At 71.1% G+C, this 18,889-nt stretch carries 16 protein-coding genes; 10 read left to right on the forward strand and 6 right to left on the reverse strand.

The window, feature by feature from the left end:
• Position 1: 1 nt before the first annotated feature.
• Genes ACWIHT_RS36095 through ACWIHT_RS36130 form a run of 8 tightly spaced genes read left to right on the forward strand, consistent with a single transcriptional unit; the run spans position 2 to position 8,786 of the window.
• Entirely contained in the window at positions 2–1,201 is a 1,200-nt protein-coding gene (locus tag ACWIHT_RS36095; RefSeq protein WP_456172566.1) for a cytochrome P450, read from the forward strand.
• Positions 1,202–1,209: 8 nt separating this feature from the next.
• Positions 1,210–1,686, forward strand: a complete 477-nt coding sequence (locus tag ACWIHT_RS36100) for a VOC family protein (protein ID WP_456172567.1) — start codon at positions 1,210–1,212, stop codon at positions 1,684–1,686.
• Complete coding sequence (locus ACWIHT_RS36105; protein ID WP_456172568.1) at positions 1,677–2,807, forward strand: acyl-CoA dehydrogenase family protein; 1,131 nt, start codon at positions 1,677–1,679, stop codon at positions 2,805–2,807. The genes ACWIHT_RS36100 and ACWIHT_RS36105 overlap by 10 nt, the downstream gene beginning before the upstream one ends.
• A gap of 29 nt (positions 2,808–2,836) precedes the next feature.
• Positions 2,837–4,375 (forward strand): class I adenylate-forming enzyme family protein, encoded by a 1,539-nt coding sequence (locus ACWIHT_RS36110; protein WP_456172569.1) that lies wholly within the window; start codon positions 2,837–2,839, stop codon positions 4,373–4,375.
• Positions 4,372–5,622, forward strand: a complete 1,251-nt coding sequence (locus tag ACWIHT_RS36115) for an FAS1-like dehydratase domain-containing protein (protein WP_456172570.1) — start codon at positions 4,372–4,374, stop codon at positions 5,620–5,622. Before ACWIHT_RS36110 ends, ACWIHT_RS36115 begins: the two co-directional genes overlap by 4 nt.
• Positions 5,623–5,655: 33 nt before the next feature.
• Entirely contained in the window at positions 5,656–6,420 is a 765-nt protein-coding gene (locus tag ACWIHT_RS36120; protein ID WP_456172571.1) for a crotonase/enoyl-CoA hydratase family protein, read from the forward strand.
• A 55-nt stretch (positions 6,421–6,475) separates the two neighbouring features.
• Positions 6,476–7,624, forward strand: a complete 1,149-nt coding sequence (locus tag ACWIHT_RS36125; protein WP_456172572.1) for a CaiB/BaiF CoA transferase family protein — start codon at positions 6,476–6,478, stop codon at positions 7,622–7,624.
• 16 nt (positions 7,625–7,640) lie between these two features.
• Complete coding sequence (locus ACWIHT_RS36130) at positions 7,641–8,786, forward strand: thiolase family protein (RefSeq protein WP_456172574.1); 1,146 nt, start codon at positions 7,641–7,643, stop codon at positions 8,784–8,786.
• 12 nt (positions 8,787–8,798) lie between these two features.
• On the opposite strand, the gene ACWIHT_RS36135 is transcribed toward ACWIHT_RS36130, so the two are convergent.
• A complete protein-coding gene (locus tag ACWIHT_RS36135; protein WP_456172575.1) occupies positions 8,799–11,678 on the reverse strand; it encodes an AfsR/SARP family transcriptional regulator in 2,880 nt (959 codons plus the stop codon).
• Between the two features lie 173 nt (positions 11,679–11,851).
• Here ACWIHT_RS36135 and ACWIHT_RS36140 point away from each other — a divergent pair, with 173 nt between their 5' ends.
• Together ACWIHT_RS36140 and ACWIHT_RS36145 are read left to right on the forward strand one after the other, a co-directional pair.
• Positions 11,852–12,604 (forward strand): IclR family transcriptional regulator, encoded by a 753-nt coding sequence (locus tag ACWIHT_RS36140; protein ID WP_456172577.1) that lies wholly within the window; start codon positions 11,852–11,854, stop codon positions 12,602–12,604.
• Positions 12,601–13,914 carry an MFS transporter gene (locus ACWIHT_RS36145; protein WP_456172578.1) on the forward strand — a complete coding sequence of 438 codons (1,314 nt, stop codon included), beginning with the start codon at positions 12,601–12,603 and terminating at the stop codon, positions 13,912–13,914. The genes ACWIHT_RS36140 and ACWIHT_RS36145 overlap by 4 nt, the downstream gene beginning before the upstream one ends.
• 18 nt (positions 13,915–13,932) lie before the next feature.
• Here the strand turns inward: ACWIHT_RS36145 and ACWIHT_RS36150 are convergent, their stop codons facing one another.
• The 5 genes from ACWIHT_RS36150 to ACWIHT_RS36170 form a co-directional block, all read right to left on the reverse strand.
• Positions 13,933–14,718, reverse strand: coding sequence for a class I SAM-dependent methyltransferase (locus ACWIHT_RS36150; RefSeq protein WP_456172579.1), 786 nt, complete (start codon positions 14,716–14,718; stop codon positions 13,933–13,935).
• Positions 14,715–15,650, reverse strand: a complete 936-nt coding sequence (locus ACWIHT_RS36155) for a hypothetical protein (protein ID WP_456172581.1) — start codon at positions 15,648–15,650, stop codon at positions 14,715–14,717. The genes ACWIHT_RS36150 and ACWIHT_RS36155 overlap by 4 nt, the downstream gene beginning before the upstream one ends.
• Complete coding sequence (locus ACWIHT_RS36160) at positions 15,643–15,984, reverse strand: hypothetical protein (RefSeq protein WP_456172582.1); 342 nt, start codon at positions 15,982–15,984, stop codon at positions 15,643–15,645. Before ACWIHT_RS36160 ends, ACWIHT_RS36155 begins: the two co-directional genes overlap by 8 nt.
• 84 nt (positions 15,985–16,068) lie before the next feature.
• Complete coding sequence (locus ACWIHT_RS36165) at positions 16,069–16,656, reverse strand: DUF5825 family protein (RefSeq protein WP_456172584.1); 588 nt, start codon at positions 16,654–16,656, stop codon at positions 16,069–16,071.
• Positions 16,638–18,566: a RiPP maturation radical SAM C-methyltransferase gene (locus ACWIHT_RS36170; RefSeq protein WP_456172585.1), complete on the reverse strand. Its 1,929-nt coding sequence runs from the start codon at positions 18,564–18,566 to the stop codon at positions 16,638–16,640. The genes ACWIHT_RS36165 and ACWIHT_RS36170 overlap by 19 nt, the downstream gene beginning before the upstream one ends.
• Positions 18,567–18,889: the final 323 nt, after the last annotated feature.

Genomic DNA, 18,889 nt, shown 5'->3' on the forward strand with positions numbered 1-18,889 from the left:
GATGAGCGCGACCCTCGAACCCGACGGGACCCACCAGGGCGTCCCCGCCTACCACTTCGACAACCGGCTCGGCGGCCCGGTCCTCAGCCATCAGGAACGCTGGGACGAGATCGCCGGCACCCACTCCGGATTCCGCAGCACCATCGCGCGCGGATACTGGGTCGTCACCGAGGGCGAGGCCGTCCAGCAGGCGTTGCAGGACTGGCGGACCTTCTCCAACCAGTCCGTCACGGCGCTCGATCCGGACCCCAGGTTCCTGTGGATCCCGGAGATGCTCGACCCGCCCCAACACACCGCGTGGCGACGCCTGTTGGGCAGCGCCTTCTCGCCCAAGACCGTCGCCGCCCGCGAACCGGAGATCCGCGAGGTCGCGTCCGGCCTGATCGACGAGGTGAAGGACAGCGGCTCCGCCGACGTCCTGGACTCGTTCGCCCGCCGCTTCCCGACCCTGATCTTCATGCGCCTGATGGGCCTGCCCGAGCAGGACCTCCCGCAGTTCCTCGACTGGATCCACGACCTGCTGCATCTCTCCCACGGCGAAGACCCGCACGGCGAACGGCAGTTGAGCGCCATGAACGCCGTGTCGGAGTACTTCGAGCAGCAGATCGCGCTCCGCCGCGAGGCACCCCGCGACGACCTCCTGTCCCGCGCCATGACCTGGACGATCGACGACGAGCCGATCAGCGACCGGGACATGCACGCGTTCTGCATCCTGCTGTTCCAGGCCGGGTTCGACACCGTCCCCATCTCCATCGGCTGGGCCCTCTACCACTTCGCCACGCACCCGGAACAGCGCAGGGCGATCGTCGACGACCCCTCGCTGATCCCCACGGCGGTCGAGGAGATCCTCCGCGTCTACTCGTTCGTCGTGCCCGCCCGCAAGGCGACACGAGACGTCGAGATCGGCGGCTGCCCGGTCAGGGCGGGGGAGATGGTGATGCTCCCGCTCGCGGTCAGCAACCGCGACCCCGAGCGCTTCGACCGGCCCCTCGAAGTGGACCTCCGGCGCAAGGCCACCAACCACATCGCGTTCGGCTCCGGCCCGCACCGCTGCCTCGGCTCGCACCTCGCCCGCCTCGAACTCAACGTGGCCGTCGAGGAATGGCACCGGCGCATCCCCGACTACGGGATCACCCCCGGCCAGGACCTCGAACAGCACGGCAACATGTATGGCATCAAGCAGCTCCGGCTGGAGTGGTGAACGACGCCATGACGACGCACCCACTCAGCCCAACGGACCTGTACCACACGGGAATCGTGGTTCCCGACATCGAGGCGTGGAAGATCCGGCTGACCGAACTCGCCGGCCACCGCTGGACCGAGACCTTGGCCGCGGACCTGCCGGTCCGGATGGCGGACGGCGAGCGCGTACTCCCGCTGCGCTACGCGTACTCGCTGGACGCCCCGCACATCGAACTCGTCCAGGAGATCCCGGGCACCCCCTGGACACCGGCCCCGAACCTGTCCGTCCACCACCTCGGCTACTTCTGCGACGACTTGCAGACGACCTCCAAACGGCTGGAGGAGGCGGGCTTCCCGCTGGAGGCCTGCGCGCTGGTCGACGGCAGCCCGGCGCTCTTCGCCTACCACCGCGACCCGTACGGCCTGCGCATCGAGATCGTGGACCGCACCCTCATCCCGGACCTCGACGCCTACTTCCGCGCCAAGGCACCGACGTGGCACTGACGTTCACCGAGGAGCAGGAGGAACTCCGTACGACACTCCGGCGCTTCCTCACCGACAAGGCGCCGAGCGCGGCCGTACGCCGTGCGATGGACTCCGCCGAGGGCCACGATCCCGGGCTCTGGCGGCAGATGGCCGACCAACTCGGCCTGCACGGGCTCGCGTTGCCCGAGGAGTACGGCGGATCCGGCGGCGGGCCCGTCGAGTTGGGGATCGTGCTGGAGGAGACCGGACGGGTCCTGCTGCCGTCCCCGTACTTCGCGACCGTGGCGCTCGCCGGTCAGGCCCTCACGGCCTCCGGCGACGAGGCGGCGAAGGCGCGCTGGCTGCCCGCCATCGCGGACGGAACGCTGACGGCCACCCTGGCGCTCGCGGAGGAACGCGGCTCGTGGCGGCTGGAGGACGTCGAGACCTCGGCCGAGAACGGGACCGTGACGGGCACCAAGATGTTCGTCGTCGACGGCCACACCGCCGACCTGATCCTCGTAACGGCCCGTACCGGCACGGGACTTGGGCTCTTCGCGGTCGAAGGTGACGCGCCCGGAGTGACCCGTACCCGGCTGGAGACCCTCGACCCGACCCGGCGGCTGGCCCGCGTCGACCTCGACGGCGCGCCCGCGCTGCGGGTCGGCCCGAGCGGGGACGCCACGCCGTATCTGCGCACCGTGCTCGACCTCGTGGCGGTGGCACTCGCCGCCGAACAGGTCGGCGGAGCACAGGCGTGCCTCGACGCGGCGGTGGCCTACGCGAAGGTCCGGGTGCAGTTCGGGCGTCCCATCGGCTCGTTCCAGGCGATCAAGCACAAGTGCGCCGACCTGCTGGTCGCCGTGGAGGGCGCCCGGTCGGCGGCCTACCACGCGACGGCCGTCGCCGCCGCTGAACTGCCGGTGTCCGCCGCACAGTTGGTGCCCGCCGAACTGCCGGTGTCCGCCGCCCTGGCCGCCGCCTGCTGCGCGCAGGCCTTCACCCACGCGGCCAAGGAGAACATCCAGATCCACGGCGGCATCGGCTACACGTGGGAGCACGACGCACACCTCTATCTGAAGCGCGCCAAGTCGTCGGAGCACTTGTTCGGCGGCCCGGCGACGCACCGGAGCCGGTTGGCCGACCTGGTCGGAATCTGAGACCGACGTCCTGTCGAAAGGTTCATCACGTGGGAATTCGCGACCGCCTGTCCCGCCTGCTGGCGGAAGCGCCCGCGGCTGCCGAGGCGATCGAGTACGACCGGAACTGGTGGACCTGGGGACAGGTCCAGCGCACCGCGCGCGGGCTAGGCGAAGCGCTCGACGCGCTCGGCCTGCCGGCCGGCGCCCGCGTCGGAGTCGTCCTGGAGAACCGGCCCGAGCACGTCGCCGTGGTCGCCGCGGTGATCGCCTCCGGCCGCTGCCTGGTCATGCTCAGCCCGCTCCAGCCCGCCGCCCGCCTCGCCGCCGACATCGCCCGCTGCACCCCACCCGTCGTCGTGTCCGGCGCCGAAGTCCTCGCCCGCGAGGGCGTGTTGGACGCCGTGACCGCACAGGGCGCGGCCCTTGAACTCGACACCGACGGGTCCCTACGACCCGCGGGCGGCACGGCACCCGCCGAGGCACCGACGAGTCCGGGCATCGCCGTGGAGATGCTCACCTCCGGCACCACCGGCCCCCCGAAACGCGTCCACCTGCGCATCGGCCAGCTCGACCAGGCCCTCGTCTCCGGCGGCCAGACCCGCAAGGACGACCGGCTCCTGTCGGGGTCGGCGTCCCTGGTGGCCACCCCGCTCGTGCACATCGGCGGACTGTGGCGGGCCCTGGCCTGCCTCGCCACCGGCCGCCGCATGCTCCTGATGCCCAGGTTCGCCGTCGAACCCTGGGTGAGCGCGGTCGAACGCCACCGACTGCGCGCGGCGAGCCTGGTCCCGGCCGCGATCCGCGCCGTACTCGACGCACGGGTCCCGAAGGAACGCCTCGCCACCCTCCAGGTGGTCACCTCCGGCACGGCCCCCTGCCCGCCGGAACTCGCCGACGCCTTCTTCCGCACGTACGGCATCCCCGTCCTGATGACCTACGGCGCGACGGAGTTCGCCGGAGCCGTCGCGGGCTGGACCCTCCCGCTGCACGAACACTGGTGGCAGCGCAAGGCGGGCAGTGCCGGACGCGCCTTCACCGGCGTCGAGTTGAGGGTGACCGGCGAGGACGGCACCGAACTCCCGCCCGGTCGGACCGGCCGCCTGGAGGTCCGCACCGAGCAGAGCACCCACGGCGGCCGGACCTGGATGAAGACCAGCGACCTGGCCCGGATCGACGCCGACCGGTTCGTGTGGATCGAGGGCCGGGCCGACGACGCCATCATCCGCGGCGGCTTCAAAGTGCAGCCGGAGACCGTCAAACGCGTCCTGGAGACCCACCCCGCCGTACGCGAGGCCGCCGTCGCCGGACTGCCCGACCAGCGGCTCGGTGAAGTGCCGGTCGCGGCGGTCGAGTTGGAGCCAGGGGAGCCCGCACCGGACGCCACCGAACTCACCGCCCTGTGCCGCACCCACCTCACCCCGTACGAGGTGCCGGCCCACATCGTCGTCCTCGACCACCTGCCCCGCACCCCGTCGAGCAAGGTGAGCCGCGTCGAACTCCTCGACCTCGTAAGGGCCCGGCTCGCCGAACACACCAAAGCACCCGAGGGAGTAACCGCGGTGTCCAGCAAGGAGGTTGACCGGTGAGCGATACCGAGCAGAAACCTGCCGAACAGTTCGGCGTGCTCACGGACGAGGCGATCGAACGCTCCCGCCTCCGCCTGGGCGTTCCCCAGCCGCAGCGCAACCCGCCGCACAACTACGAGGTGACGTGGGACGGTTCACGCCACTTCGCCTACGGCTACGGCGACGCCAACCCCCTGTACTGCGACCCGGACTACGCGGCGAAGACCCGCTGGGGCGCGCTGGTCGCACCGCCCACCTTCCTCTACACGATGGGCGAGGACGCGGCGCCGGTACCGGACCCGGAGACCAAGGCGCTGCTCAAGGGCGACCCCTTCGCGGGCCTCGGTTCCTACCAGGCGGTGATGGAGTTCGAGTGGTGGCGGCCCCTCCAACTGGGCGACCGCTGCCGGGTGTTGCAGACCCAGGTCGGCGTCGAGCTCAAGCGCAGCAACTTCGGCGGACGCACCGCACATGTCGTCCGCGACTACCTCTACGCCAACGGACGCGGCGAGATGCACGCCCTGCGCCGCGGCACCTGGATCAACGCCGAGCGGCACACGTCGAAGAAGCGAGCCAAGGAAGCGGTCGAACAACAGCCGTACGAGCCCGAGCAGTTGGCCGAGATCGACGCGGCGTACGCCGCCGAGACCAGACGCGGCGCCGAACCCCGCTACTGGGAGGACGTCGAGGTCGGCGAGGCCCTGCAACCCCGCGTGAAGGGCCCGTTGACCACGACGGACGTGGTCGTCTGGCACCTGGGCTGGGGCATGCAGCTCACCCCGCCCGGCGCCTTCGGCATCGCCGCCGCCGTACGGCGCAAGGCCCCCGGCCTCTACCCGCCCAACCGCCTCGGCGTCCCCGACACCGTGCAGCGCCTGCACTGGGAACCCGAGCGGGCCCGCGAACTCGGCCTCCCCAACCCCTACGACTACGGCGGCATGCGCGAGACCTGGCTCTGCCATCTCCTCACCGACTGGATCGGCGACGACGGCTGGCTGTGGCAACTGCGCTGCGAACACCGCAAGTTCAACTACCTCGGCGACACCACCTGGGTGCGCGGCACGGTCGTCGACAAGCGGCAGGTGGACGGCCGGAACGAGGTGCACATCGACGTGCGCTGCGAGAACCAGCGCGGCGAAGTCACCACACCCGGCAGGGCGGTTGTGCTGCTGCCGACCAGGGAGCGGGCCGTCGAACTTCCCGAGCCGCCCGCCCAGGACCTGGACGGAATGGTCGCCCACGAACTGGAGCGGTTCGCGGTCAAGTGAACCGCAATCGAGAACGAGAACTCAGGAGGCAAGGTGTCGGACGAGGTGCTGGTGGAGCGCCGGGGCGCGGTCCAGGTCATCACGATCAACCGTCCCAAGGTCAAGAACGCGCTGGACGCCGGGGTGGGCGCCGGAATCGCCGCCGCGGTCGACGAGTTGGACGAGACGGACGAGCTGCGGGTCGGCGTACTCACGGGAGCGGGGGGCACGTTCTCGGCGGGCATGGACCTCAAGGCCTGGCTGCGCGGTGAGAGCCCCGCGATCGAGGGCCGGGGGCTGTGCGGGATCACCATCACCCCACCGCGCAAACCGCTGATCGCGGCGGTCGAGGGCTGGGCGCTGGCCGGCGGCTTCGAGCTGCTGCTCGCCTGCGACCTCGTCGTGGCCTCCCGCGCGGCCAAGGTCGGCGTCCCGGAGGTGACCCGGTCCCTGGTCGCCAGGGCCGGTGCGGCCCTGCGCCTGCCCCAACGGGTGCCGTACGCCATCGCGTTGGAGCTGCTGCTGACCGGCGAGCCCATCACCGCCGAACGCGCGGCCGAGGTCGGGCTGGTCAACCGGCTCACCGACGAGGGCGGCGCGCTGGCCGGCGCGCTGGAACTCGCCGCGACCATCGCGGCGAACGGCCCCCTCGCCGTCGCCGCCACCAAACAGATCGCGCAGTCCGCCGCCGACTGGACGGCGGAGGAGGGCTGGATCCGGCAGGCCGAGATCGCCGCGCCGGTGTTCTCGTCCGAGGACGCGCGGGAGGGCGCCGCCGCGTTCGCCGAGAAGCGCCCGCCGGTCTGGAAGGGACGCTGACAGCGCCGTAAGAGAAGTATCGCGATCCCCAATTCAGGCTGCCAGGGAGGGTGTTGTGACCGCAGGACCACTGTCCGGCTGTCGCGTGGTTGAACTCGGTGGCATCGGGCCGGGCCCGTTCGCCGGGATGCTCCTCGCCGATCTCGGTGCGGAGGTCGTCCGGGTGGACCGGCCCGAGCGGGCGTCCGAGCCCGACGCGGGCGGACCCGCGGACGTCCTCAACCGGGGCAAGCGGTCGGTCGTACTCGACCTGAAACACCCGGCAGGACCCGCCGCACTCCTCCAACTCGCCGAGCGCGCCGATGTGTTGATCGAGGGATTCCGCCCCGGCGTCACCGAACGCCTGGGCATCGGACCCCACGAGTGCCTGGCCCGCAACCCCCGGCTCGTCTACGGCAGGATGACCGGCTGGGGCCAGACAGGACCGCTCGCCGCGGCCGCCGGACACGACCTCACCTACATCGCCCTCACCGGCGCGCTCGGCGCGATCGGCGACGCGGCGGGCCCGCCACAGATACCGCTCAACCTGGTCGGCGACTTCGGGGGCGGCGGCTGCTACCTCGTGATCGGCGTGCTGGCCGCGCTGCATGCCGTAGGGAGCACGGGAGTTGGCCAGGTCGTCGACGCGGCCATCGTCGACGGGACGGCCCATCTCCTCGCGAGCACCTTCGGCAAACTCGGGCGCGGGGCCTGGACCGACGAGCGGGGGATCAACCAACTCGACGGCGGCTGGCCGTTCTACGCTGTCTACGAGACCAAGGGCGGCGGACATGTGGCGGTCGGCGCCCTCGAAGCCAAGTTCTACCGCAGCCTGATCGAGCTGCTGAAGCTGGACATCGACCCCGGACTTCAGCACGACCGGTCGACGTGGCCGGAGCTGCGCCGCCGACTGGCCGAACGCTTCGCCGAACGCACCCGCGACGAATGGGCGGCCCTGTTCGAGGGCACCGACGCCTGCGTCGCACCCGTCCTCGGTCTCACCGAGGCGGCGGCACACCCCCAACTGGCCGCGCGCGGCAGCCTGTTCACACGCGAGGGCGTCGTCCAGCCCGCGGCGGCCCCTCGCTTCTCCGCCACACCGTCGAGCCCCGGACCGGCTGCCCCACCCGTGGGCGCCGACACCCGTGCCGTCTTCCGGGACTGGGAGATCGCCGACGCCGACGAACTCGTCGACAGCGGCGCCGCCGTCCAGTTCCCCCACTGACCGAAAGGACCCTGCCATGCCCGAGGCCGTCATCGTCGACGCCGTACGCACGCCCATCGGCAAGCGCAACGGCTCCCTGGCCGCCGTGCACGCGGCCGACCTGTCGGCACACGTACTGACCGCACTGGTGGAACGAACCGGCATCGACCCCGGCACCGTCGACGACGTGATGTGGGGCTGTGTCACCCAGATCGGCGACCAGTCGAGCAACATCGCCCGCTTCGCGGCACTGGCCGCGGGCTGGCCCGAACACGTCCCCGGGGTCACCATCAACCGGGCCTGCGGCTCCAGCCAACAGGCCGTCGACTCCGCCGCCCACGCCGTCATGGCCGGACAGTACGACCTCGTGGTGGCCGGGGGAGTGGAGACCATGACCCGGGTCCCGCTGGGCTCGCACCGGACCACCGGCCAGCCGTACGGGCCCGCCGTCCTGGCCCGCTACGACGGCTTCCAGTTCAGCCAGGGAGTCGGCGCCGAGCTGATCTCCGAGCGGTGGGGCCTCACCCGCACCCGCCTGGACGAGTTCGCGTCCGAGTCGCACGCGAAGGCCGCCGCGGCGATCGACTCGGGGATCTTCGACGACCACATCGTGCCCATCGAGGTCGACGGCACCAAGTTCACCGTCGACGAGGGCCTGCGGCGCGGCACTTCGGTCGCGACCCTCGCCAAACTCAAGCCGTCGTTCAAGGACGACGGCGTGATCCACGCCGGGAACGCCTCCCAGATCTCCGACGGCGCCGCCGCGCTCCTCATCACAACTCCCGAACGCGCAAGGGAGTTGGGCCTCAAGCCGATCGCCCGCTACCACTCCGGCGCGGTCAGCGGCGCGGACCCGATCATGATGCTGACGGGGCCGATCCCCGCTACGGAGAAGGTCCTGCGCAGGTCCGGCCTGTCCATCGAGGACATCGGGGCGTTCGAGGTCAACGAGGCTTTCGCACCGGTCCCGTTGGCGTGGCTGGCCGAGACGGGGGCCGACCCCGAGCGGCTCAACCCGCTGGGCGGAGCGATCGCGGTCGGCCATCCGCTCGGCGGCTCAGGCGCCATCCTGATGACCCGCCTGCTCGCCCGCATGCGCCAACGCAACCTGCGCTACGGACTCCAGACGATGTGCGAGGGCGGCGGCACCGCGAACGCCACGATCGTCGAACTGCTTCGCTGACCCGAGCAGCCCTCACCGAAGCAAGCGCTGATGGATCTCCTTGCGTAGCAACTCGTCCTCCGGCAGGCTCAGTTCGTCCGTGATCGCCAAGGCCTGGGCCCAGGTCTCCCGCGCGGGGGCGGGCTGGTGGGTGCTGTCGTAGCAGTCGCCCAGGCAGGTCAGGCATCTGGCCTCGTGGACGCGTTCCCCTGTGGCGTGGAACAGCTCGCTCGCCCGCCGGTAGCACGCCACCGCCCGCTGATCCTGGCCCAGTCGACGGTGGATGTAGCCCAGGCTGTCCCAGGTGTGGGCCAGTCCGTTGACGTCCCCGGCCGCCTCGGCCAGGGCCAGGCCCTGTTCGCAGTGAGCCAGCGCCTGGTGGTGGTCGCCCAGGTGCGCCAGCTGCCAGCCGATGTGGTTCAACGCGGCCGACTGGCCCGCGCGGTCACCCGCCGCGCGATAGTGCCGCAGACTGCGACGGGCCAGTTCAAGGGCCTGCCGGCGGTCGCCCTGCGTTCCCGACAGACGGGCGAGGTGCTGGTACGTCCTGGCCTGCCCGGCGTCGCTGCCCAGCTCGGCGAACAGCTCCAGGGCCCGCGCGTAGTGTTCACGGGCCGGATCAGGATGCCGCAATCGGTCCAGGGCCAGTCCCAGACCGCGGTGGGCGCAGGCCTCCCCGGCGCGGTCGTCGTGCAGGCGCGCCGCCGCCAGCGCGCGGCGGCCGACGTCCTCCAGCGCCTGCCAGTAGCCGTTGCGGTCCAGGTAGGTGGTGAGGACCGCGGTAAGCCGCCAGACATGGCCCTCGAAGCCCTCCGGCGCCTGGCGCACGACCTCCAGGAGCACCGCGCATTCGGCCGTGAACCAGGCCAGCGCCCGGTCGTAGTCGACCGGCTTCTCCACGTTGGCGCCACGCCGGGCCGACGGCAGGGAGACCGGATTGGGCTGCGGGGTCACCAGCGCGTCGGCCGCTCGCGCGGTGTGCAGGTAGTGGTCCAGCATGCGGTGCAGCGCCGCCCGCCGTTTCCGCGCGTCGTCCTGCTCGGCGAGGAGTTCTCCCGCGTACACGCGCAGCAGGTCGTGGAACGTGTACCGGCCCGGGGCGTGTTCGGACAGCAGATGCCCTCTGGTCAGCTCGGACAGCAACTCCCGTGCCTCCTGCGGCGGTCTCCCCGCCAGTGCGGCGACCGCGGCCAGTCCCGCGTCCGGTCCCGGGTGCAGGACGAGCAGCCGGAACAACCGTGCGGCACCGGTGCTGAGGGCGCGGTAGGACCAGGAGAAGGCAGCCCGCACCTGGCTCGCCGACTCGCCCGCGTCCAGTGCGTCCAGCCGGTTCCGCTCCTCCCGCAACTCCCGCACCAGCGTGCTCAGCGGCCGGTGCGGCTGGGCGTCCGCCCGCGCCGCCACCACCGCGAGCGCCAGCGGCAGCCCCGCACACCGGGCAACGATGTCATCGACGGCGTCGGGTTCGGCCGTCAGCCGGTCTCCGCCGATCCGCTCCGCCAGTACGTCCCTGGCCGCGCCGGGACCGAGCACGTCCACGGACAGCAGGTGGGCCCCCTCCGAGACGGCCAGTCCGGTCAGCCGGTTCCGGCTGGTCACCAGCGCCATGCAGCCCGCCGCCCCCGGCAGCAGCGGCCGTACCTGCTGCTCGTCGAAGGCGTTGTCCAGGACGACGAGGACCCGCCGCCCCGCCAACAGGCTGCGGTACAGGCCCACTTGGGCCTCCAGGCCGAGCGGGATACGTTCGGGGTGCACTCCGAACGCGTCCAGGAACCCCCGTACCGCCTCCGTCGGAGTCACCACCGAACCCCGGGGATCGAACCCGCGCAGATTCACGTAGAGCTGCCCGTCGGGGAACGCGCTCTCCACCTGGCGCGCCCAGTGGACCGCGAGCGCCGTCTTCCCGACTCCCGCCATGCCGGAGACAGCCGATATCACCACCGCGGGGGATTCTCCCCGGGCCGCGTCGAGGATCGACAGGAGCCGGGTCATCTCCTCGTCGCGGCCCGTGAACCCGCGTACCGCGACGGGGAGTTGGGACGGAGTCTCGGCCGCCCGCCGTTTCGCCGACGGACCGGGCTCCGAAGGCCGTAGTTGTGGGGACGCGCCCGGCGCCGTCACCGGACGGGACGACGCCCCCGTCGGTCGAGGGGCGGCGGACAGCGGCCGGTGACCGCGGAGGATCGCCTGGTGAACCGTGCGCAGGGCCGGTCCGGGTTCCGCGCCGAGTTCCTCCGCGAGCCACCGCCGTACGGTCGCGTAGCGGTCGAGTGCCTCCGCACCGCGTCCGGCGTCGTGCAGGGTCCGCATCAGCATTTCGGCCAGGGGCTCCACCAGCGGGTACTCGGCGAGCAGGTCGGCCAGCGGGCCGATGACGGCGTCTGGGTCGCCGCGGCGCAACTCCACGCGGGCCCAGCCGACCACGGCGTCCACCCGCCGGCGCTGCCATGTCTCGCGCATCCGCGCGGCCCACTGCCCGTGCAGGCCGCTGAGCGGCTCCCCGCGCCACAGACCGAACGCCTCGCGCAGGAGCGAGGCCTTCGCGTCGTCCGTCTGCTCCGCCTGCTGGGCGCGGTCGACCAACTGCCGGAACCGGTGGACGTCCACCTGCCACGGATCGGCGTCCAGCACGTAGCCGCCCGAACGGCGGACCAGGCGCAACGGCCGCGCACCGCGGTCGGTGGCCTGCTCGCACAGTCGCCGGATCATGGCGATGTGGGCGTGCACCGCCCGTCGCGCCGCGTCCGGCGGGTCGGCGTCCCAGACCCGGTCGATGAGCGTGGCCACCGTGACGGGCCGCCCGACCTCCACGGCCAGCGCGGCCATCACCGTACGGCGCTGCGGCGGCCCCACTTCCGAGATGTGCCCCCCGATCGACAGTTCCACGGGCCCCAGTAAGTGAACATGCACCATGGCGTTCTCTTCTCCCTGCCCGCTCACCGACTGGACCCATCTTTCACCGTCGCCCGTGATTTCCGACAAGCATTCGACAACGTTTCCTCCGATGTCCTGATGCGAACCTTCTGCTGTGTTGCCGAGCGGTCGTTCGATGCCGGAGTGCAGGGGATGCGACGGGGGTGAGGGGCATGAACGGACGCGGAGGGATCGGGGCCACGGCGGCGGTGACCATGACGTCGTCGCCGGGCGCCGCGGGCCGCAGTGTGCTGGAAGGCGCCTTCGGGCTTCTCGAAGCGGTGGAGCGGGCCGGAGAGGCGGGGTTGTCGAGGCTGGCGGCGGAGTGCGCACTGCCCAAGTCGACCGCCCACCGGCTCCTTGAGCAGCTGGCCGAACTGGGCGCGGTGGAACGGCATCGCGGCAACTACCGGATGGGGCCGCGGATGTTCCACCTCGGGCGTCGGTGGCAGCCCCACCCCGGGCTGCGGGCCGCCGCGCGGCAGCCGATACGCGGCCTGGCGGAACTCACCGGCGCCGCGGTGGGGATCTGTGTGCTGTGGAAGGGGCAGGCACTGGTCCTGGAATGGGTGTCCGGCGAAGGGGACGAGCCGCCTGCCGTGACCCACCGCGGGATGACCTGGCCGTGGCGCACGGCGGCGGGCAAGGTACTCATGGCCGCGGCCGGTCCCGCCGCCCTGCCCGGCCCGGCGCCCGGGTCCTGGCCGCGGGAGGCCGCGGACATCCGGGCCCGTGGCGCCGCCTTCGACCGGGAGGAACTGGTGCCGGGGGTGTGCTGCGCCGCCGTTCCGCTGTACGGGCCGCCGGGGCAGGTGCCCCTGGCGTCGCTGTGTGTCGTGACCGATCCCGCACATCACCTGGAACGACTGGCCCAGGCCGCCGCACGTACCGCCCAGGTCATCGGAACGAGGTTGCGGGGGCGGTGAACGGGCGACCGCGGAGGGCTTCGGAGCCGGACCTCCCGTCGCTGTGGCGGAACCGGGACTACAACCTGTGGTGGTCCGGTACCGCCGTGTCCACGCTCGGCACCGGCGTCTCCAGGCTGGCGTTCCCGCTGCTGATGCTGGCGGCCACCGGTTCCGCGGCGGCGGCCGGCGTGGTCGGCACGTGCGGGAGTGTCGGCCTGGTGGCGGGCCTGCTCCCGTCGGGCGTGGCCGGTGACCGCTACTCGCGCCGGGCGCTGTTGATCGGAGCCTCCCTGATCCAGCTCACCGCGACGGGAGCGGTCTGCTGGGCGGTCGCCGCCGGACGCCCGTGGCTGCCGCTGATCGCCGCCCTGGCGTTGGTGCAGGGCCTGGCGTCCGCGGTGTTCGCCGGCGCGGCGGCACCGCTGGTGCGCCGGATCGTCCCGGGCGCACACCTCAAGGCCGCCTTCGTCCGGGCCGAAGTACGTGACCAGGGTGCCCAGTTGGCCGGCGCACCGCTCGGCGGAACCCTGTTCGCGCTGGCCCGCTGGGCGCCGTTCCTCGCGGACGCCCTGTCGTACGCCGCCGTCACCCTGGCCTGCCTCCTGATCCGTACGCCGATGGGACCGGAGCCCGCCGAACAGGCCGTCCGCCGCGCGCCGTTGCGCCGGGACCTGGGGGCAGGTCTCGCGTTCGTCCGGGGCGTGGCGTTCCTGCGGTACGCGCTGGTGTGGTCGGCGCTGATGAATCTGTTCTTCACCGGGATCGCCTTCCTCTTCATCGTGACACTGCGGCACCACGGCGCCTCGCCCTCCCGGATCGGCGTGGCCGAGGGGATCGCCACGGCGTGCGCGCTGGGTGGCGCGTTCGCCTGCGGGTGGGTCGTGCGGCGGGTCGACGGCCGGCACCTCGTCCTGCTCGTCTCCTGGATGCTCGTGTTCGGTGTCGCCGGGCTCGTCCCGCTGGCGTCCTGGCCCTGGGCGGCGGGCCTGTGCCTCGGCGCGAGCATCGTGTTCGTCATTCCGCTGAACGCCGTGTTCTCGGCAGCCATGGTGGCCATGGTGCCGGACGCGATGGCCGCACGGGTTCTGACGTCGGTCAACATGGCGGCGCAGTCCTGTGGCTGGCTCGCCCCCGTGCTCTGCGGGGCGCTGGCCGACACCTTCGGCGTCGAGGTGCCGCTGATCGCCATCGCTGTCGGGCTGGCCGTGCTGGCGGTCGCCAACCATCTGGTGCCAGCGGTAAGCCAGTTGGACGGCATGGGCGAAAAGAACGAGGACACCGCCGCCGCGGAGCCTCGTGTCGACCCGGACGAACGTATCGCCCGCTGAGACGGACGTGCTACGGCGTCACTCGGCCCTGGCCGCCCCCACGACCACGCACGTGTAGTCCGTACGGATCCCCCCGCCCTCCTCGGCGTCGAGATACGCGGTCACCGCCCGCAGCAGTCGGCGCCGGGTCGCCCACGGCAGGGCCAGGTGTCGGCTCTCGGTGCCGAGGAGTGCGCAGAACTCCCGTGCGGTGAGGCGGTTCTGCCAGCACAGCGCGGTCTTCGTCATGGCGAAACCGTGCGAGCTCAGTTCCTCGGCGTACGCGTCGGTGTCCCCCTCGGTGAGGTCCTTCCTGCCGCCCTGGCCGGTGGGCAGCCCGTCCGGCAGGACAGTGGCGTACACCCGGCTCAGACCGGCCGCGGCGGACGGCGCGTAGGAGCCGAAGTTCCAGGCGAGCAGGATCCGCCCGTCCGGGCGCAGAGACCGAGCGGCCTTGGCCGTACGTTCCCCGGAGCGCAGCCAGTGCCATGCCTGACCGCAGGCCACCAGGTCGAACCGCCGGTCGCACGGGTCCCAGTCCTCGAAGGTGCCGACCTCGACGGTGAGCCCGTTCGCCGCGGCGACGGCCGCCATCCGCGGGTCCGGCTCGACACCGGTGACCTCGTGGCCGAGGGCGGCCAGCGCGCCGGTGAGCTTGCCGGTTCCGCAGCCGACGTCCAGCGCGGTGCCCGGGGGACCGCCGCCCAGGGCAGCCCAGGCCTCGGCGAGGGCGCGGCGGGGATAGCCGGGTCGTAGCCGGTCGTAGTCGCGGGCGCGGGCGCCGAAGCTCGTGGGGGCCTTGGCCCGCGGCGCACGGTGGATCATGTCCATCCTCCGATCAGGGTCACGAACGTGGTCGGCGGAAGAAACAGCACATAGGTACCGACCGAGGCGAGACTGAAGGGCACCAGCCGTTTGGGCAGCATCGCGGTGAAGGCGGCATGAGTGAGCAGTCCGAGCAGTGCCCCCACGCGCCAGGTGGCGGGGACGATCAGCAGGACGGGCAGAGCGGCCTCCGCGGCGATCGTCGCGAGGGACGGAACACGCCAGCGGCGGGCGACGAGGGCCGGATCGTCGGTGGCGAACCGGCGGGTGAACCAGTCGGGAAAGTAGTAGTCGCGGCGCCCCGCGGGCAACTCGTCGCGTACGGCGGCGAGTTGCTCGAAGACCTTCTGGAGGGTGTCTCCACTGGTGAACTGGCGGGAGGCGGCCTTGAACCACGCGCTGCTCCAGTACACCTGGAACATCAGCACCACCGCCGCGAACTGCGGCCAGGACAGGATCGCGCCGCCGTGCACCCGGGGAGGGTCGAGGAAGGCGGCCGGGGACGGGGCGTCCAGCAGCGACTGGAGGCTCAGATAGGCGTCGGATCCCCGGGCGAAGACGAACGGGAGGCACATCATCCCCAGAAACACGGTGTTGAACTTGCGGTCGAAGGTGAACTCGAACATGCACCAGGCGGCGACCAGCGCTGCCGCGAGCGGGGTGAGCACCCCCGCGAACAGACACAGCGCCGCCACGGCCCGAGCGACGTAGAACACCTTGTACGCCGTCGGGCTCAGCAGCACCTTCACCGCCATCTCGTCCCGCTCGTAGCGCCACCGCACCAGGGACTGGGGCCGGTCGTCGAAGAACCGTGCCATGCCGAACACATGGTCGGCGGTCATCTTCCACAGGAGTGCCGTGCCCAGGACCAGGCGGAAGCAGCACAGTGCCGGGCCGGCCGTGGCGCCGTGCACCGACAGCAGGTCAGGCACGGACGACCTGCCCGTTTCTGACCGCGATCCTGAAGCGGTCGAAGGGCGCCAGGACCACTCCGTCCCCGGTCACTCGGCGGCCGTGCACCTCGTCGAGGTAGCACACCAGGGAGCCGAGCTGGTCGGGGGAGTTGAAATGGTCCTGACGCAGTTCGTACTCCCACGGGCAGACCGGCCGCCCGTCGCGCACGTCGTACAGCCGGGCCCGGTAGGCCCAGATGTGGGAGAACATCGCCCACGAGCCGAACGAGCCCGGTGCGGTGCAGAATCCGCGCCACACCAGCCAGACCACGGCCCCGCAGGCGAGGATCCCGGCGGCGATGTCGTTGACCACGGCGCCTCCTCCAAGTCTTTCGATTCCTCGGTTCCGCCACGACGGTTCAGGACGGTTCGTCGACGACGGTGCCGCGCCCGGCGGTCACAGGACCATGGACGGCACCGGCCACCGGTCCATCAGATACGGCGCCCACCAGTCCAGGCCTCCGAAGGTGAGGACGAGGCGTTCGGCCCGCAGTGCGGCGAGGACCTCGGAATCGACCGCGTCCGTCTCCTGTTTCTCAAGGAGGGGCACGGCCTGCGCGTACTCCGGCTGCACCAGGTCGAACCGTTGCAGTACGCCGTCCCGCCGGTCCCGGATCTGTACGAACCCTGGGCCGCGGCGCCATACGCAACGGCCTATGTAGAAACGGGTGTTCCACTGGGCGAGTCGTTCGGCGGACCGGGGCCCGTCCAGGGAGACCGGGGGCTGGAGGTGGGACAGATCGTGCGCCGTCAGGGACGGAAGGGCCCGCCGCCCCGCGCGCAGATGCCAGCGCACCAGCAGGCCGCGGGCGGTGGCGACACGGACGAAGTCCAGGGCGCGCAGGTCGCGCGGGCCGGGGGAGCGCAGGGAGACGGGCTCGTCGAGGGCCGCGCACCGCACGCCGCTCCGGTAGAGGTCGTGCACCCGCTCACCGATGGGCCCGTACGGCGTCGCCGACGGCGGGGTCAGGAGATCTTCACGCATGTGGGCTCCTCGGCCAGTTCCAGGGCCAGTTCGGGTCCGCCGCTCGTGTCCGACTCACGTCGGATGCGGCAGATCAGCTGGTTCTCGCGATCGGTGGCGACATGCACGGCACGATCACCCTCGATGAAGACCAGCCCCTGACGGCGCCAGTCGGCCAGCAGGGCCTCGACCCGTTCCCCGCTCCAACCGGCACCGAACTGGGCCGTACGGCGCATCAGTTGCTCGGCGGACCGGGGGTCGTGCAGGGCCCGGAAGAGCTCGACCTCCGTGGCGTCCCGCAGGATCATGGTGCGCCAGGCGAAACCCGGCCGGGAGTTGGACAGTTCGATACGGTCGCCGGCATCGACGTAGGACAGATGACTGTGGATGTAACTGTCGCCCCACTCGTCCAGCGCCTGCTTGAGCTGCTCCCCGACCTTGTCGTCGATGCCCAGGTCGACGGTCTCGAACAGATAGGCAAGCTCGGAGAGTTCGGACTCCGGCAGGTCGTAGGTGATGGAGTACTGCTTCTGCGGGCGCCGCTCGGCGAAACCCAGCTCGGGGCGGTCGAAGTAGGGGCTGAAGCGTTCCAGCGCGATGCGGTTGAACCCGTTGGAGGGGTGCAAGTGGTGCAGCGCGGGAAGCTGTTCGATGATGGGCAGGTAGTCCTCGGCTGTCTCGCCCGGGAAGCCGTACAGGTAATTCCAGGCCACGGAGAGGCCGTTGCTCTCGGCGTCCCGCAGGAAACGCACGTTGTGGGGGCCGCTCACACCCTTGTCCATGATCTTCAGCACGCGGGTGCTGAGACTCTCGATGCCCGGCTGGACGCTGACCACCCCCGCCCTGCGCATCTGGCTGATCTGCGACAGCTTCATGTTCGACTTGACCTCGTACTGGATGCGCAGGTCGAAGGGCGCGTCCGCGAGCCTGTCCAGGACGGAGTCGAGGTAGGACATCTCAAGGATGTTGTCCACCGCGAAGAAGTCCAGGACGTGGTGGCGCTCGGCGAGCGTGAGGATCTCCTCCAGATAGGTCTGCGGGCTCTTGCTGCGGAACGTCATCGCCGAGCCGTTGAGCCCGCAGAAGGTGCAGTGGTGTTTCTCGCCCCACCAGCAGCCGCGCGCCCCCTCCACGGTGAGCACCGTCTCGTACCAGGACTGCACACGGGAGCGCCGCAGCCGCGCGAAGTAGGGGTCGTAGTCGGGTGAAGGGATCTCGGACGGTGCCAGCAGCCGCTCGGCCGGCGGGTTGCTCACGCTCCGGTCGCCCTCGCGTCGGCACAGGCCCGCGATGTGCGAGGTGTCGCCGTCGCGTTCGCCCTGGAGCGCCCCGACGAGTTCGGGGAACGTCCGCTCCGCCTCGCCCCGCACGACGTAGTCGAGGAAGTCGAAATTGCGGTGCAGCGCTTCCCCCTGCGGGCCGTCGCAGTTGGCGCCGCCCATGACGGTCTTCGTAGCGGGAGCGAGTTCCTTGATACGGCGCAGCAGCGCGAGCGAAGCCACGTTCTGCTGGAACGTCGAGGTCGCTCCGACGAGATCGGGCCCGCCGGCCACGATGCGCCGCGCCATCGCGTCGATGAATGCGGGCACCAACCGGTGCAGCCGCAGGGACGCCTCCATCTGGTCGGCCGTCATCGCCTTCCGGAACGTGCTGGAGAATTCGTCGACCCGCCAGGTCGGGTCGTCGTAGAGAGCGGAGGAGAACACCCAGTCGCCGCACCCGAGGAAATAGCTGTGCAGGGAGAAGAAGCTGAATTCGGCGGCGCCAAGACCACCTTGCTCGTTCATCCAGTCGGCGAAGTCGATGTTGGCGTAGACGGTCTCGGTCTCGATCTCGGGAAAGGTGTCCGCGATCCTGCGCGAGAGAATTCCGAGCGCCAGCGAAGGAGTTGCTGTGGTGGCCCACGGCATGCAGACCAGGGTGATCTTCATATGCCCTCCAGTGTGATCCGGCGCTCCGCACGGAACGTAAGCGCCGGACGCGGTCCAGAAATGGAACGTAAAGGGTCAGAATATGACGATGATCGTGAGCATGATGGAATTCCAGGACGATTCGGTATCGTCCCGGTGCCGCTGCTGCGGGTCGTTGTCGACGACGGTCTTCTCCACGGTTTCAGCTCTCCTTGCCGCTCGTGAGCCTGTACTGACGGCACGGTTCCTCAGCTGTGGATACGCTTCCGGTGCGACGGTGGCATCCGCCGCGCCGGAAGCGTCGGGCGACCTGTGGCGAAGGACGGACGGCGTCAGAACTTGAC

The organism is Streptomyces sp. NPDC002276 (assembly GCF_053891435.1).